The organism is Cellulophaga sp. F20128 (assembly GCF_023015805.1).
In the GTDB taxonomy this organism is placed as follows: domain Bacteria; phylum Bacteroidota; class Bacteroidia; order Flavobacteriales; family Flavobacteriaceae; genus Cellulophaga.
Map to the genome: position 1 here is coordinate 22,130 of NZ_JALKBA010000011.1, position 15,957 is coordinate 38,086.

Sequence of the window (15,957 nt, forward strand, 5' to 3'; positions counted from 1 at the left end):
ATTTTGACATGTTTCCTGCAAATTTTCAATTTTAGAAAGCTATTTTATACCGTTTTTATAATGTTTAAACTTTCCATACAGTTTTTCATGACGCGGTAGGTTCGCTCAATATCGTTATCTAGTCCTATTGAAAACCGAATTAAACCATTAGAAAGTCCCATTTCTTTTTGTTCTTCCAGGGGTATTTCAGAAGAAGTTGATGTCCCTGGGGCACTGAATAGGGTTTTGTAAAATCCTAGACTTACTGCTAAATAGCCAAGATTGCGTTCCTGCATTAACTCCATAAGTGCATTCGCATTTTCCAGGGTGCCAACATCTATGGTTAGAATACCGCCATAGCCATATTCTTGGTCCATTTGTTTATTCATTTGAGCGTGACTTGGATGAGAGCCTAAGCCAGGATATACCACGCGCAAACCATCTTTTTCAAAATGTTGGGCCAAATACATTGCATTTTCACTGTGTTTTTTAATGCGAATATGCAGTGTTCTTAAATTTTTAAGGATTGAAGCTGCCCGCAAGCTATCTAAGGTACTTCCTAATAACATTCCAGCACCATTGTTTACATCTTTTAAGCTTAAGCAGAATTCTGTGGTACCACAGACGGCACCAGCAACACAATCACTTGTACCGTTGATGAATTTAGTAAGACTATGGATAACGATGTCTGCCCCAAGTTTTCCAGGTGTAATGTTTAGTGGTGAAAAGGTGTTGTCTACCACCAAAGGTAGTTTGTGCTTTTTTGCTAGGATTGAAAGCGCTTTAATATCTGCAATTTCTAGAAGCGGATTACTTACGGCTTCGCAATAAATCATTTTGGTTTGGGGTGTAATTGCTTTTTCTACGGCTTCAATAGAAGTAATATCAACAAAGGAAGAATTTACATTAAACTTTTTTACAAAGTTTTTTAAAAAGGCGTAGGTACCTCCATAAATAGTCCTGCTACTTACAATATGGTCGCCTGCATCACACAATTGCATAATAACAGAGGTTATGGCGCCCATGCCGCTGGCGTATACATTGGCCGATTCTGTTCCTTCTAATGCAGCTAATGCTTCCCCTAAATAAAGGTTAGAAGGGGAAGAGTGTCTGGTGTATAAATAACAACCTTCTGTATTGCCTTCAAAAGTATCAAACATTGTTTTTGCTGATATAAAGGTGTAGGTGGAGGAATCAGAAATTGAAGGGTTAACACCTCCAAATTCTCCAAAATATTGTAAATCTAGTATGTTGTCTGATGCTTTAGAATCCATTTTTGTAGTTTTTATACGTTAAATGTACTTTTTAATAGTTATATTGTCAATTAAAATTAAAATTAGATTAATATAAAACTATTATTACTCAAAATGATAGATTTTAAATCTATAATTTTGAATTATAGTTCCATCCAAAGAAAATAGACTATGACAAAGTTTGATGAAACCGACAGGAAGCTTTTGGAGTTATTGCAAGAGGATTGCAAGAAAACAACAAAAGAATATGCCTATCAATTAAATTTATCCGTTACTGCTGTCTATGAGCGTATTAAGCGGTTAGAACGTGTTGGTGCAATCACCAAATATGTGGCATTGGTAGATAAAAAGGTGGTAAAGCGATCATTTGTAGTGTTGTGTCATATTAAACTCATACAGCATGCCAAGGAATTTGTTTTGAAGTTTGAGCGGGAAGTTCAAAAATTACCAGAAGTAGTAGAATGTTATCATGTAAGTGGTGATTACGATTATATTTTAAAGGTTTTGGTTTCAGATATGGATGCTTACAGAGACTTTATGGTGACAAAACTTACGGTATTAAAGCATATCGGTAGCACCCAAAGTACTTTTGTAATAAATGAAGTAAAACATACTACGTCCATAGCTGTTGGGTGTGATGTTGTGTAAAAAGGAAAAATTTTTGAGGGAAAAAGGCAGCAGTTAAAAGTGAAGTGCTTAGAGAATAATGATTAGGGGTTAATTATACCTGCATTATATTGGTTTAATTTTATAACCACAGAAAATAATGCTAATTTTACGACTTTAATTAAAGAGAAATATATGAATTCATATGATGTTGCCATTATTGGCTCAGGTCCTGGAGGATATGTTGCAGCGATACGTTGTGCACAATTAGGAATGAAAACTGCAATAATAGAAAAATATTCAACTTTGGGGGGTACATGTCTTAATGTTGGCTGTATACCATCTAAGGCTTTGTTAGATTCTTCGCATCATTATGAAGACGCTGTAAAGCATTTTGAGGAACATGGGATTGATATTCCAGGTGAAATTAAAGTCAATCTTGAAAAAATGATTGCTCGTAAACAAGCCGTCGTAGATCAAACTACAGGGGGAATAGACTTTTTAATGAAAAAGAATAAAATAGACGTTTATGAAGGTTTAGGAGCTTTTAAAGATGCTACTCATATTACCATAACAGGGAAAGAAACAATAGAGATAGAAGCTAAAAATACCATTATTGCAACAGGTAGTAAACCATCTTCATTGCCTTTTATCAAATTAGATAAAGAGCGTGTAATCACTTCTACGGAAGCGTTAAAATTGAAAGAAATACCGAAACATTTAATTGTTATTGGGGGTGGTGTTATTGGTTTAGAGCTAGGACAAGTATACAAAAGATTAGGGGCAGAGGTTTCTGTGGTTGAGTATATGGATCGAATTATTCCTACAATGGATGCCGGTTTGTCTAAAGAACTAAATAAGGTTTTAAAGAAGCAAAAATTTAAAATAAATACATCGCACAAAGTAAAATCTGTGGAGCGTAAAGGAGATGAAGTTATTGTTAAGGCCGATAATAAAAAAGGTGAAGAAGTAACGTTTATAGGCGATTATTGCTTGGTATCTGTTGGAAGACAGGCTTATACAGAAGGCTTAAATGCTGAAGCTGCAGGGGTGAAATTAACGGATAGAGGCATGGTAGATGTCAATGAACATTTACAGACCTCAACAGCTAATATTTATGCCATTGGTGATGTCATTAAAGGGGCTATGCTAGCTCATAAAGCTGAAGAAGAGGGTGTTTTTGTTGCAGAAACTATAGCGGGACAAAAACCACATATAGATTATAATCTAATACCGGGTGTAGTTTATACTTGGCCAGAAGTTGCTGCTGTTGGGAAGACTGAGGAGCAGCTTAAAGAGGCTGGAGTAGCTTACAAAACTGGGCAATTTCCAATGCGTGCTTTAGGAAGGTCTAGAGCTAGTATGGATTTAGACGGATTTGTAAAAATATTGGCAGATGAAAAAACCGATGAAATTTTAGGAGTTCATATGGTAGGGGCACGTGCTGCAGATATGATTGCGGAAGCTGTTGTTGCTATGGAGTATAGAGCAAGTGCAGAAGATGTGTCTAGAATGTCACATGCACACCCAACATTTACTGAAGCTATCAAGGAAGCTGCTTTGGCGGCAACTGGAGATAGAGCATTACATGTATAAAACTAATTTTTAATATTAAAAAAGGCTGTCTATAAATTAGACAGCCTTTTTTTGTTTTACAAGTATTTAAGGTGTTTAGTTTTTATGAGAACCATCGCAATAAGGAGGGTTGTTCGTTAACTTACACCTACATAAATGACAAGTTTTGTTTTCTTCAACAGCAAACCCTAAAGAAGGTGTTGCGTAGTGTTTACGGTGAGAGCCATCGAAAAATGGCTGATTTTCACTATGGCTGCAGGTATACCAAGCATACCGCTTGTCTTTTTCTAAATCGACCTTTATGGGAGTATATTGTTTATTATCGCTCATTGTTTTCAGTTAATTAACAATAAGCATAAACCAAAAGTCAATTGTCAAAAATTTAGCCCCTCAATTTTTAGTCAATCTAAATAGAATATAGCAATTGTATGGGGTTCACTTCAGCTATTCGTTCACAGATACTCCTAAGGTTTACATAAATAATGAATTCACTTTTCATACTAAAAGACACAACACTTCTGCGCGGTATATACTACATGGGTTCTGTGTCTTAAATTTTGGCCGAGTCTACTTGAAATTGAGGTTTGGCCTGTTTGAGGCTCCTTACTGATTTTCACCAAAGAAAGGCGTAATACCTATTAATTCGATTATTAAAGATTAATAAATACTCCTAGAGTTTGCATAAATAATGAAACCCATTCTCGGGTATCAGTTCTAATTTTGTAATACCCCCCACAGTACCTTAGTGCATTTTAGAGTACATGTGATTATGAAAGATGAAACGAGATACCTTATTCGGAAATTGGTGATTCAAATTACCAAATGCTGTAGTCTAATGCTACTGATTAGTGTAGTTACCCTATTGTTTTATTTTGATGTATTTTCTAAAGCTCCACAGCAGCGACTAAAAATATCACTTGCTCCGATAGCTACAGACTTTGATATTTCCTTATTGGACAATTCCAAAGAAAATACGGTTGTAAAATATGGTTATGAGCTGTTTAAAAATACACCCAAGTACATTGGCCCAGAAAACAGCAACCTCAATATAAGGACTACCGGCAATGCATTGGCCTGTACCAATTGTCATTTACAGGCAGGTACCAAGCCTTTTTCGGCGCCGCTGATTGGTATTACCAATAGGTTCCCGCAATTTAGAGGTAGAGAGAATAAAATAGGCACTATTGAAGAACGTATTAATGGATGTATGGAGCGAAGTATGAATGGGAAGACATTAGCTGTAGATGGAAAGGAAATGCAGGCATTTGTAGCGTATGTATCTTGGTTAAGTAGATTGGCACCCAAAGACGGAAAAGTATTTGGTCAAGGGTTTGTGAAAATAGAAATTCCAAATAGGAAGGTTGATCTACAAAAAGGCAAAAAGGTATTTAAAAAAGTATGTGTTGCCTGTCACGGTACTAATGGCGAAGGTAAAAAAGCGATAGAAGATTTTGTCTATGAATACCCTCCTTTATGGGGTTCTGATTCTTATAATAATGGCGCCGGAATGAATCGGGTTATTACAGCAGCACAGTTTATTAAGGCGAATATGCCTTATGGAACTACCTATGAGAACCCGGTATTAAGTGATGAGGAGGCTTATGATGTTGCTGGGTACATCAACCAACAAACAAGGCCTTTAAAGCCTCAGCGAGAAAAAGATTTTCCAGATTTAAAGAAAAAGCCAGTGTCTACACCTTATCCGCCTTATGCGGATACGTTTTCGGTAGAGCAACATCAGCTGGGACCTTTTCAACCTATTATGACGTTTTATAAGCAAGAATACAATATTGTTAAATCTAAATAAATCAATACATATGAAAACTACAGAAAGTAATCCAAGAAGAAAATTTATGGGAGCTATGATGCTTGGCGCTACAGCGAGCACGCTATCCCTATTAGGCAACCCTGTGTATGCTAATTTACCAGAGTTCGATGATGAAAAAATGGGAGCAATAGACAACTGGTTCGATAAAATTAAAGGCAAACACAGAATTGTGTATGATGGTTCTACCCCACATGATGGGTTTCCAGTTATTTGGAACTGGGCATTTTATTTATCGAACAATGAAACAGGATCTGCCGACAGTGATATTACAGCAATGACAGTGTTGCGACACAATGCAATACCCTTTGCCTTAACATCTGAACTATGGAAGAAATACAAGCTTGGCGAAGTTTTTGGTGTTACCGATAACACAACTAAGGAGCCATCCTTGAGAAATCCGTATTACGAACCTCAGGAAGGCGATTTTCCAATGCCGGTTATTCAGGGAATTAAAGATATGCAGCAACGCGGCGCTCTTTTTTGTGTGTGTAATTTGGCGATATCGGTTTACAGTGGCGCTGTAGCACAAAAAATGGGCTTGGACGCAAAAATGGTATACCAAGAATGGATAGATGCCATTCATCCAGGAATAGAACTTGTGCCATCCGGTGTGTGGGCCTTAGGTAGGGCTCAAGAACACGGCTGTGGCTATATTTTTGCAGGAGGATAAATCAGGATTAACTATATAAAGAAACTTATGAAAACGTATATAAATTTAGTATTGGCGTGCTTATTTGCAACAATAGCATTGTCGCAGGAAAAACCAGTGAAAATAGTATTTGATGTCACCAGCAGTAATATTGGGGTACAAAAATCGGCCATCAGGCATGTGCAAATGATGTCGAAATCCTATCCAGATTCCAAATTTGAAATGGTAATTTACAGTAAAGCCTATGAAATGGTTATAGCCGATAAATCGGCCGTTGCCAAAGAAATGGCAGCACTGGCTAAAAACAAAAATGTAGATTTTGTGGTCTGTCAGGCATCCTTGAATCGGCACAAGATTGAAGCGTCACAATTAATTAAAGGTGTGAGAGCTGTTCCTGATGGTATCCTAGAGATTGTTGAAAAGCAGGCGCAAGGCTGGGGGTATATAAAGGAAGGGTTATAGAAGTATAAGTGCGTTATCAGACTTAAGCTAGTATTTTTATTAGGGGCTGTTGACGCTAATTATAGCATATGGAAGCGGTGTATTTTTTTGGTTATTTAGGCGCATTGTTGGTGGGAATAATTTTAGGAATTATGGGAAGTGGGGGTTCAATAATCGCAATCCCCATTTTTACTTACGTATTTCATATTAGCCCTATGGCAACTACCGCCTATTCTCTTTTTGTTGTAGGGGCCTCGGCTTCAATAGGAGTTGTAAGAAATTGGAGAAAAGGATTGGTAGATTTAAGAGTGGCAGTTGTTTTTGCGATTCCTGCCTTTCTCATGGTCTTTGCTGTTCGGAAATATATTTTGCCTATCATTCCAGAAGAATTATTTGTCATCAACCATCTTATGGTTACTAAAGATTTGATGGTGATGGTTCTCTTAGCCTTTACCATGGTATTGTGTTCACTATCAATGCTAAGAAAAAAGAATTCTCAGGTGGTAGCTCATAGTCAACATAGTTACAATTATCCTTTAATTGTATTACAAGGGTTGCTTATAGGCTTGTTTACGGGTGTTCTGGGGATTGGTGGTGGATTTTTAATTATTCCTACTTTGGTGCTATTGATAAAACTTCCAATGAAGAAGGCTGTTGCTACGTCCTTGTTTATTGTCGCTATAAAATCATTGATTGGCTTTGCGGGAGACTTAGGGAATTTTGAAATAGATTGGGCCTTTCTTTTTACATTTACGATAGTATCTGTATTTGGTATTTTCTTGGGAATTTACCTTTCTGCTTTTATAAATGGAGATAAGCTTAAAAAACTCTTTGGTTGGATGTTGTTGTTTATAGCAGTAGGTGTTTTTTATTTTGAGTTAATTTATTAATTCTGTACGAATTTTTTATAGTTTCCAAAACTTAGTTTTTATTTGGGTTCAATAATTTCCAGACACTTTGCTTTAACCTATTTAAGGTAGTTTTTACATTTAGTTCGTGTTTGTCATACCCTAACGCAAAAAGGGTACAGATCAGTACAAAAAATGCCGCTCCAACAATAGCAGCGGTAGGAGAGAGTGAATATTTAAAAAATTGGTAGAGCCCTAAGCCAGTAAAACTGCCGTAGAGAATAATAAAGTGAATAACATAGATGGATAGGGTGTTTTGCCCAATTTTTAAAATAATCTTATGGGTGATATACGTTCTAAAAAGCATGAATACAGCGAATATCAAGAGGACATCGCCCAAGTGAATAAACAGATAATTATTAGAATATACGGCAACGAGAAATTCGGTATTCGTTCCAGCGGAAATCTCATAGAATATTCTAGATGAATTTAACAGTACAAGGCCAAGGATAGTGCAGGTAATAATGGCAGTAGGGTATAAGTTTTTATGTTCTTTGTACTTGTAAAATAGCGAAGACATAAAGCCGCCAAATGTGGCGTACCCAAACCAAGGAATAATAGTAAAGACAGATCCGTTTGCTCTGGTGAGGTAATTGGCCAAGGCATTGGGTAGATTAGAGTAGGTCCATAATTTATAAGTGGGTTCAAATAAAAATAAAACCAAAGTTATAAGTAACAAAGTAAGAGTAAAAACCATAGGTTTTGTTTTGCTTGATAATATATACATACCTATAATACCTAATATAGAAAGCCCAATACAGTGTAAAACATCCACCAAATAAAAAGAATTGTAGATGTTTCCGGTTAAAATACCCAGTATATTGGTTCGGAGTAAGTACCCTATGATTATCAATTGTATACCGCGACGAACCCCTTTTTGAACACGGGGGTTTTTAATTCCAAACTGTTTGCTTCTGATTAATAAATAGGTGAAAATAAATCCAGAAACCGTAAAGAAAACAGGGGCCGTCATACCTCTAAAATAACGCCAAAGACTATAACTCCACAACGTTTTATCCTTATAAACAGGATCTAACAATCCGTCTATAAAATGCCCTTGAAGCATCATTAAAATAGCCCAAGCACGCATAGCGTCAATAAAATACAATCTATAATTAATATCTTTCATGGGAAGGAAGCAGCTACCTGCCTGCAATACTGGTTTTTCAATGGCTTTAATTTGCAAAACTAGCTAAAATGCTCGCAAATGATTCTTATTTGAAGTATTTTCGTTAAAAATAGTATGGTATGAGTAGAATTTTAGCATTCGCAGGAAGTAATTCTAGTACTTCTATAAATTATAAATTGGTAAAGCACACCGTTAGCAATTTAAATGGGCATTCGGTAGAATTGCTAGATGCAGCTACAATGGCAATCCCTATGTTTAGTGAAGATGTAGAAAAAACAGCAGGATATCCACAGGTATTAAAAGAATTAAAGGAGACTATTGCTAATGTAGATTCCCTTGTTATTTCGGTAAATGAACACAATAGTAGTTTGTCTGGTTTTTTTAAGAACTTAATAGATTGGTTGTCGCGAATTGATCGTAATTTTTTAGGAGATAAAAAGATTTTATTACTTTCTACGTCTCCTGGTAAAAGAGGAGGGATCGGGGCTCAAGATACAGCCAAGGCTATTCTTCCAAGATTTGGGGCAGAAATTGTCGCTACCTTTTCACTGCCTTCTTTTTATGATAATTTTTCTGTAGACTCAGGAATTTTGGATGCAGAATTAAAGGAAAAACACCAGGCAGCAGTATATCAATTTTTAGCTAAAATCTAAACTACTTTGCGAAAATCGGTTTCTTTTAAGGTTGATGACCTTTTTGAGTTTAAGGCGAAGCTATTGCAGTGGAGTCAGCAATTTAACGAGGTGGTATGGCTAGATAGCAATAAACATACAGGCAAATACAGCTCCTTTGATGCGGTATTGGCAGCTGATGCTTTAACGGCCATTGCAACCGATTCCTTCAATGCTTTTGAAGATTTAAAGGTGTATCAAGCGGAAACTAAAGATTGGATTTTTGGGTATTTATCCTATGATTTAAAGAACAATATAGAGCGCTTAAAATCTGAAAATTTTGACGGACTACATTTTCCAGACCTTTACTTTTTTCAGCCCAAGAAGATTATTCAAATCATTGCCGGAGAGGTGCATTTCCTGTATTTAAATATGGTGGATGATGAAATTGATTTAGATTATAAGGAAATTTCTGCTGTACCGTTAGAAACTGATAAAATACAAGGGGAGGCAGTACCCATTCCTATTAAAATGAGAATCTTTAAGGATGAGTATTTTAAGGGGCTTGGTAAAATGTTGCAGCGCATTCATAGGGGTGATATTTACGAGGCTAATTTTTGTCAAGAATTTTATGCAGAAGGTGTAACTATAAACCCCCTGCGAACCTATTTAGAATTGAATAGTATATCGGAACCGCCCTTTGCCGTTTTTCTAAAACTTAACGATAAGTACTTATTGTCTGCTTCGCCTGAGCGATATATTAAAAAAGAAGGTTTTAAAATTATTTCTCAACCCATTAAGGGAACAGCAAAACGTTCCTTAAACGTGGAGGAAGACGAGGCATTACGGTTGTCTTTAGAAAAGGATGAGAAGGAAAGAGCCGAAAATATAATGATCGTAGATCTTGTGCGTAACGATCTTTCTAAAAGTGCAGAAAAAAGTAGTGTCGTTGTGGAAGAATTATGCAAGTCATATACATTCAAACAAGTACATCAGATGGTTTCAACCATAACTTCAATAGTATCCGCGGATAAAAACCCGGTTGATATTATACAACAAACCTTTCCTATGGGAAGTATGACGGGCGCCCCAAAGGTTTCTGCTATGCGTATTATTGAAGAATTAGAAGCGACAAAAAGAGGCTTGTATAGTGGTGCTGTTGGGTACTTTACCCCAGATCAAAATTTCGATTTTAATGTGGTCATACGTAGTATTTTATACAATGCCACCGAAAAATATGTTTCCTTTTCTGTGGGTGGGGCTATCACAGCCCGATCAGTACCTGAAAGGGAGTATGAAGAGTGTTTGTTAAAAGCAAAAGCAATGCGACAAGTATTAGAAGGTAAAGTGTCTTAGTTTATTTACATTTGTATGGTGCTACAAGAATTTAAAAATCATATTAAAACCAATTTTCCTGCCTTGTTGCAAGGTCCATTGCTATTGGCGTGTAGTGGTGGTATTGACAGTGTTGTTTTAGCCCATTTATGCGCTTTGAGTGAGCTGGATTTTGCATTGGCTCATTGCAATTTTAAATTAAGAGGAGCCGCCAGTGATGCTGATGAAGAGTTTGTTAGAGAATTGGCTGTAAAATTAGATAAAAAAGTATACGTAACTACTTTTGATACAAATGCCTATATAGCATCAAATAAAGTATCACTTCAGATTGCAGCAAGAGAGCTCAGGTATCAATGGTTTAACAATATTAGGGATCAGGATGGTTTTTTAACAGTGCTTACTGCGCATCAGGCAGATGATAATCTAGAGACTTTTTTAATAAATCTTTCTCGAGGAACGGGAGTTGATGGGTTAACTGGTATTCCGGCTGAAACCAACAGTGCTACAAGACCAATGTTGCCCTTTACTAGAGCTCAAATTTTAACCTATGCCACTACAGGAAAAATAGTATGGAGGGAAGATGGCACCAATGCAGAAACTAAATATTTAAGAAATAGTATACGACACAATATTGTGCCGCTTTTAAAGGAGTTACATCCCACTTTTTTAAAGAATTTTGAGAATACCCAAAAGTACCTGCAGCAAACTGCTGTATTGGCCGATAATCACATCAAACAAGTACAAAAAGAACTGTTTGTTCATAAAGGAGATCTTGTAGAAATTTCAATACCTAGGTTGCAACAATACCTACCCACCAAAAGTTATATCTATGCTTTGCTTAAGGACTTCGGTTTTACGGAATGGGAAGATGTTTTGGGCTTGTTAACTGCAGTAAGTGGTAAGGAAATACACTCTAAAACGCATCGTTTGCTAAAAGATAGGGATGTTTTACTACTGCAGACACGGAAAGAAACCCCAATGGATTCCTATGATATAGCCCTAGAAGGGGAGTCGTCTAAATTGCCTATTCGGTTACAGCTGACAGAGGTTACTGCAATGGAAGAAATTTCATCGGATGCTATTTATGTTGACAAAGACAAGTTGGTTTTTCCCTTACAGCTACGAAAGAAGCGGGAAGGGGATGTTTTTTATCCCTTTGGACTGAAAGGAAAGAAAAAACTTAGTAAGTTTTTTAAGGATGAAAAAATAGACGTTATCTCTAAAGAAGCACAGTGGCTGCTTTGTTCTGGTGATAAAATTGTATGGGTTGTTGGGAGACGAGCAGACAATAGGTTTAAAATAGAACGTACGACAGCCAACATATTAAAAATCAAATTACTACATTAATGCTGTCAAATTCACTATTTTAAAGTGAATGCTATTTGGTCTTACTTTTTAAACTTTAAATCTAACTTTATAAAATATTAGCAGCATATATGCGACGATTAAAATTAATTTTAAAAATAGGAGTGCCAATTTTAGGGTTGTTCATATTGGGCGTTAGTATTTTCTTATACACCCTTACACCCAATTATGAAGGAGAAAGGTTTTTAAGTCACTTATCAGATAATGTGCAAGTGTATTATGATAATTACGGTATTCCCCATATCTATGCGCTTAGTGAAAAGGATGCCTTGCGTACTTTAGGCTATGTACAAGCGCAAGATAGGCTATGGCAAATGGAGTTACTAAGGCGTATAAGTGCAGGTGAATTATCTGAGGTTTTTGGCGAAGAGTTGTTAGCAACCGATAAGCTGTTTTTAGCCTTAGGGATCGATGATTATTCTAAGAAAACAATTGAAAATTTAGATTTAAATAGTGATTATGTACAGTTGGCAGAAGCCTATTTAGACGGTATTAATCAGTTTGTAGAAGAAGGTCCAACGCCTTTAGAATTTTACCTTACGGGAATAGAAAAGCGACCTTTTGTATTAAAAGATGTATATAATACCATTGGGTATATGGCTTTTAGTTTTGCTATGGCCCATAAGACAGATCCTTTACTTACTAGTATTAAAGATAAATTGGGAACGGCCTATCTTCAGGATTTAGGGATAGAAACCATGGCTAATTCTACCTTGATAAAAAATTACAACCCACTTACAGATTCTACTCAGATAAATTTGTCGGCTTCCCTATATAAAACATTGGCAAAATTGCCATTACCGCAGTTTGAAGGGAGTAATAGTTGGGTGCTAGCCCCTGATAAGACAAAGAACGGCAGTGTTATTTTAGCCAATGATCCGCATATTGGTTTTGCACAACCTTCGGTTTGGTACGAAGCCCATATTAGTACCCCTACCTATAAAAAATATGGCTACCACTTGGCCGGAATGCCCTATCCTTTGTTGGCGCATAACAGACAGTTAGCCTATGGGATTACGATGTTTGAAAATGATGATGTTGATTTTTATTGCGAAGAGACAAATCCAGACAATCCTGTTACTTACAAAACAGAGAATGGTTGGGAAGGGTATTCTTATCATGAAAAAACAATCAAAGTAAAAGGGGAGGACGATGTAAAATTCACGATTAAATCTACCCGGCATGGCGCTATATTAAACGAAGTTCTTCCTGGAATAACGAATGATAAACCAGTTGCTATTTCTTGGATATATACCCAACTAGAAAATAAACTGCTAAGTGCTTTATACGGCATGTCTCATTCAGAAACCCAACGTACTTTTAAAAGTCATTTGGTTGATATTCATGCGCCTGGTTTAAATATAATGTATGGAGATGCAGAAGGAAATATAGCGTGGTGGGCCACTGCTAAACTATATGAAATGCCAGATAGTACCCATACAAAGTTTATTTTGAACGGTAGTGATGGTAAGCAAGACCGTATTGGCTATTTGGATTTTTCACAAAACCCACAGTCTGAAAACCCTCCTTCAGATTATGTGTATTCTGCCAATAATCAACCCGATTCTGTAGCCGGTAAGTTTTATCCTGGATATTATTTGCCAGAAAATAGAGCCAAACGTATTGTTAGTTTGCTGGAACCCAAATCTGATTGGGATTTAGAGGCTACAAGTAAGATGATTACAGACGTGACCTCTTCTGTAAACCCTACTATGGCTGTAAATATGTCTAAAGAAATAGATATAACTAATTTAGAAGATGCTCATATTAAATTATTAGATGCTTTGGGAAAATGGGAGGGGGAGGCAGAAGTAAATAGTGTAGAACCTACAATCTTTCATCGTTGGGTCTATTATATGTTGGAGTATACCTTTAAAGACGAATTGGGGGATGATCTTTTTAATCAATTATTAAGCACCCACTTTCACAAACGGTTATTGGTGCCTCTGGTAGCTAATGAAAATTCTATTTGGTGGGATAATATAGAGACTACAGAGGTTGTGGAAACCCAAAAAAGTATACTTCAGAAATCCTTTGAAAAAGCAATTCAATCCTTAACCAATGAATTTGGAAGTAATGTATCAAAATGGACTTGGGGAAAGGTACATACCTTAGAACACAAACACCCCTTAGGGGAAGTAAAGGCACTGCGTAAGTATTTTAATGTAGGCCCTTTTCCGGTAAATGGAACACAAGAAGTTATTAATAATATGGGCTTTACCTATGATGAGACGGGAGCGTATAAGGTTACTTCGGGACCATCAACCCGAAGAGTCATAGATTTTTCTGATATTGAAAATAGTATTAGCATTCTTCCTACAGGTCAGTCTGGAAACCCATTTAGTTCGCATTATAACGATCAGGCTAAGATGTTTGTCAATGGAGAATTCCGTAAAATGATGATGAACAAAGAAGAAATTATAAAGACCAAAAAATCTTTGCTTACTTTTAGGGTTAAGTCAGTGAATTAGTAATAAAAATGAATCCTTATGCTTACAAAAATTTACGGTAGTGCAGTTTTTGGAGTGGAAGCTACCACAATTACAGTGGAAGTCAATATCGATAAAGGCATCGGGTACCATCTGGTAGGTTTGCCTGATAATGCTATTAAAGAAAGCAATTACCGTATTGCGGCAGCACTCCAAAATAACGGTTATAAAATTCCAGGAAAAAAGATTACTATTAATATGGCGCCAGCCGATATGCGGAAAGAAGGTTCTGCCTATGACTTAACACTGGCTTTGGGTATTTTAAGCGCCTCCAGTCAAATTAAGTCGACCGAGATAGAGAAGTATATCATTATGGGTGAAATCTCCTTAGACGGAAGCTTACAACCTATAAAAGGGGCATTGCCCATAGCTATAAAAGCCAAAGAAGAAGGTTTTGTTGGCTTTATCTTACCCAAGGAGAATGCACGGGAGGCGGCTATTGTTAGTGGTTTAAAGGTGTATGGCGTAGCGAATATTACGGAGGTGATCAATTTTTTCGACAAAGGCACCCCTTTAGAAGAAACGATAATTGATACTCGAGCAGAATTTTATAAAAGTTTGGATTTTCCGGAATTCGATTTTTCTGATGTCAAGGGCCAGGAAAGTATAAAACGTTGTATGGAAATTGCAGCTGCAGGTGGACACAATATCATTTTAATAGGCCCACCCGGTGCAGGAAAGACAATGTTGGCCAAAAGATTGCCTTCCATTTTACCCCCTATGACCTTGCATGAGGCTTTGGAGACCACTAAAATACACAGTGTGGTGGGTAAAATTAAGAACATGGGGCTCATGAATCAACGGCCGTTTCGCAGTCCACATCACACCATTTCAGATGTAGCTTTAGTTGGCGGCGGGGCCTATCCACAGCCGGGTGAAATATCATTATCGCACAACGGGGTTTTGTTTTTAGATGAGTTGCCAGAGTTTAAACGAGGCGTTTTAGAAGTGATGCGTCAGCCTTTGGAAGACAGGGAGGTAACTATTTCTAGAGCACGCTTTACGGTGACCTATCCCAGTAGTTTTATGTTGGTTGCCAGTATGAATCCTAGTCCCTCTGGTTATTTTAACGATCCGGATGCTCCGGTAACCTCTTCTCCAGCCGAAATGCAACGGTATTTAAGTAAGGTTTCCGGTCCTTTGTTAGATCGGATTGATATTCATATAGAGGTAACCCCTGTTCCTTTTGAAAAGTTATCAGACGAGCGCAAAGGGGAGGGCAGTGTTGCAATTCGAAAGCGAGTAACGGCAGCACGGGAGTTACAAACTATCCGATTTACGGAATTGGAGAATATTCATTACAATGCCCAGATGAATACCAAACAAATTCGCTTGTACTGTAAATTAGACGACGCTTCTAAGGCCTTGTTAAAAAATGCGATGGAACGACTAAACCTTTCGGCTAGGGCCTACGACCGGATTTTAAAGGTAGCACGGACCATTGCAGATTTAGATGCAGCAGATCATATTGTTGGGGATCATATTTCAGAAGCCATACAATACAGGAGCTTGGATAGAGAAGGCTGGTTGGGGTAATTGGCGTTTTAAAAGAACACTATTTGTTACTGTATTTTTAAAATGATCGTAGTGCTTTCGGTATTTAATGAAAATAATGATCATTCAATCGCATTGAGGAGGTCTTCAATTTATTTAATTTTTAACTTCAGCCTGATATTTGGAAAAGTACATTTTCAAGTCTCCATAAAACGTTTAATTACAAGAGATTTTAGATTTAACACACTGCGATTGTTCCAGGGATCAATCTGCAAGGCAATTGATTTCAGGGGCC

14 protein-coding genes are annotated in these 15,957 nt (G+C 37.0%); 11 read left to right on the plus strand and 3 right to left on the minus strand.

Translation table 11 applies throughout. The features are described 5' to 3' along the window. Positions 1-44: 44 nt before the first annotated feature. Positions 45-1,253, minus strand: coding sequence for an aminotransferase class I/II-fold pyridoxal phosphate-dependent enzyme (locus MWU65_RS11505; RefSeq protein ID WP_247078093.1), 1,209 nt, complete (start codon positions 1,251-1,253; stop codon positions 45-47). 150 nt (positions 1,254-1,403) lie between these two features. On the opposite strand from MWU65_RS11505, the gene MWU65_RS11510 reads away from it, so the two are divergent. Together MWU65_RS11510 and lpdA are read left to right on the plus strand one after the other, a co-directional pair. Continuing rightward, positions 1,404-1,880: an Lrp/AsnC family transcriptional regulator gene (locus MWU65_RS11510; RefSeq protein WP_247078095.1), complete on the plus strand. Its 477-nt coding sequence runs from the start codon at positions 1,404-1,406 to the stop codon at positions 1,878-1,880. Between the two features lie 153 nt (positions 1,881-2,033). Beyond that, entirely contained in the window at positions 2,034-3,434 is a 1,401-nt protein-coding gene (gene lpdA / locus MWU65_RS11515) for a dihydrolipoyl dehydrogenase (RefSeq protein WP_247078097.1), read from the plus strand. A gap of 75 nt (positions 3,435-3,509) precedes the next feature. Here lpdA and MWU65_RS11520 read toward each other — a convergent pair whose 3' ends face one another. Beyond that, positions 3,510-3,743 carry a CDGSH iron-sulfur domain-containing protein gene (locus MWU65_RS11520; protein ID WP_247078099.1) on the minus strand — a complete coding sequence of 78 codons (234 nt, stop codon included), beginning with the start codon at positions 3,741-3,743 and terminating at the stop codon, positions 3,510-3,512. Positions 3,744-4,182: 439 nt separating this feature from the next. Between MWU65_RS11520 and MWU65_RS11525 the strand changes: the two genes are divergently transcribed. The 4 genes from MWU65_RS11525 to MWU65_RS11540 all read left to right on the plus strand — a co-directional run bounded on the left by MWU65_RS11525 (position 4,183) and on the right by MWU65_RS11540 (position 7,221). After that, positions 4,183-5,220 (plus strand): c-type cytochrome, encoded by a 1,038-nt coding sequence (locus tag MWU65_RS11525; protein ID WP_247078101.1) that lies wholly within the window; start codon positions 4,183-4,185, stop codon positions 5,218-5,220. A 10-nt stretch (positions 5,221-5,230) separates the two neighbouring features. Further along, positions 5,231-5,911, plus strand: coding sequence for a Tat (twin-arginine translocation) pathway signal sequence containing protein (locus tag MWU65_RS11530; protein ID WP_247078102.1), 681 nt, complete (start codon positions 5,231-5,233; stop codon positions 5,909-5,911). Positions 5,912-5,938: 27 nt separating this feature from the next. Then, a complete protein-coding gene (locus MWU65_RS11535) occupies positions 5,939-6,352 on the plus strand; it encodes a DsrE family protein (protein WP_247078104.1) in 414 nt (137 codons plus the stop codon). 68 nt (positions 6,353-6,420) lie between these two features. Beyond that, the gene (locus MWU65_RS11540; RefSeq protein ID WP_247078106.1) at positions 6,421-7,221 is read left to right on the plus strand and encodes a sulfite exporter TauE/SafE family protein; all 801 of its coding nucleotides are present in this window, start codon (positions 6,421-6,423) and stop codon (positions 7,219-7,221) included. A gap of 31 nt (positions 7,222-7,252) precedes the next feature. On the opposite strand, the gene MWU65_RS11545 is transcribed toward MWU65_RS11540, so the two are convergent. Further along, a complete protein-coding gene (locus MWU65_RS11545; RefSeq protein WP_247078109.1) occupies positions 7,253-8,368 on the minus strand; it encodes a heparan-alpha-glucosaminide N-acetyltransferase domain-containing protein in 1,116 nt (371 codons plus the stop codon). Positions 8,369-8,487: 119 nt separating this feature from the next. On the opposite strand from MWU65_RS11545, the gene MWU65_RS11550 reads away from it, so the two are divergent. From MWU65_RS11550 to MWU65_RS11570, 5 genes are all read left to right on the plus strand, one after another. Beyond that, on the plus strand, positions 8,488-9,021 hold the full coding sequence (locus tag MWU65_RS11550; RefSeq protein ID WP_247078110.1) for an NADPH-dependent FMN reductase: 534 nt from the start codon (positions 8,488-8,490) through the stop codon (positions 9,019-9,021). 6 nt (positions 9,022-9,027) lie between these two features. Further along, positions 9,028-10,335 carry an anthranilate synthase component I family protein gene (locus MWU65_RS11555; RefSeq protein WP_247078111.1) on the plus strand — a complete coding sequence of 436 codons (1,308 nt, stop codon included), beginning with the start codon at positions 9,028-9,030 and terminating at the stop codon, positions 10,333-10,335. A gap of 15 nt (positions 10,336-10,350) precedes the next feature. Then, on the plus strand, positions 10,351-11,661 hold the full coding sequence (gene tilS / locus MWU65_RS11560; RefSeq protein ID WP_281501034.1) for a tRNA lysidine(34) synthetase TilS: 1,311 nt from the start codon (positions 10,351-10,353) through the stop codon (positions 11,659-11,661). 89 nt (positions 11,662-11,750) lie between these two features. Next, positions 11,751-14,150 (plus strand): penicillin acylase family protein, encoded by a 2,400-nt coding sequence (locus tag MWU65_RS11565; RefSeq protein ID WP_247078112.1) that lies wholly within the window; start codon positions 11,751-11,753, stop codon positions 14,148-14,150. A gap of 18 nt (positions 14,151-14,168) precedes the next feature. Continuing rightward, on the plus strand, positions 14,169-15,704 hold the full coding sequence (locus tag MWU65_RS11570; protein ID WP_247078113.1) for a YifB family Mg chelatase-like AAA ATPase: 1,536 nt from the start codon (positions 14,169-14,171) through the stop codon (positions 15,702-15,704). The last annotated feature ends 253 nt before the right edge of the window (positions 15,705-15,957 follow it).

Bases quoted from the DNA above. Each gene is read 5' to 3' on its own strand.
- tilS (WP_281501034.1), top strand. From the start codon at position 10,351: ATGGTGCTACAAGAATTTAAAAATCATATTAAAACCAATTTTCCTGCC.
- MWU65_RS11530 (WP_247078102.1), top strand. From the start codon at position 5,231: ATGAAAACTACAGAAAGTAATCCAAGAAGAAAATTTATGGGAGCTATG.
- MWU65_RS11565 (WP_247078112.1), top strand. From the start codon at position 11,751: ATGCGACGATTAAAATTAATTTTAAAAATAGGAGTGCCAATTTTAGGG.
- MWU65_RS11550 (WP_247078110.1), top strand. From the start codon at position 8,488: ATGAGTAGAATTTTAGCATTCGCAGGAAGTAATTCTAGTACTTCTATA.
- MWU65_RS11505 (WP_247078093.1), bottom strand. From the start codon at position 1,253: ATGGATTCTAAAGCATCAGACAACATACTAGATTTACAATATTTTGGA.
- MWU65_RS11525 (WP_247078101.1), top strand. From the start codon at position 4,183: ATGAAAGATGAAACGAGATACCTTATTCGGAAATTGGTGATTCAAATT.
- MWU65_RS11535 (WP_247078104.1), top strand. From the start codon at position 5,939: ATGAAAACGTATATAAATTTAGTATTGGCGTGCTTATTTGCAACAATA.
- MWU65_RS11545 (WP_247078109.1), bottom strand. From the start codon at position 8,368: ATGAAAGATATTAATTATAGATTGTATTTTATTGACGCTATGCGTGCT.
- MWU65_RS11540 (WP_247078106.1), top strand. From the start codon at position 6,421: ATGGAAGCGGTGTATTTTTTTGGTTATTTAGGCGCATTGTTGGTGGGA.
- MWU65_RS11510 (WP_247078095.1), top strand. From the start codon at position 1,404: ATGACAAAGTTTGATGAAACCGACAGGAAGCTTTTGGAGTTATTGCAA.
- MWU65_RS11570 (WP_247078113.1), top strand. From the start codon at position 14,169: ATGCTTACAAAAATTTACGGTAGTGCAGTTTTTGGAGTGGAAGCTACC.
- MWU65_RS11520 (WP_247078099.1), bottom strand. From the start codon at position 3,743: ATGAGCGATAATAAACAATATACTCCCATAAAGGTCGATTTAGAAAAA.
- lpdA (WP_247078097.1), top strand. From the start codon at position 2,034: ATGAATTCATATGATGTTGCCATTATTGGCTCAGGTCCTGGAGGATAT.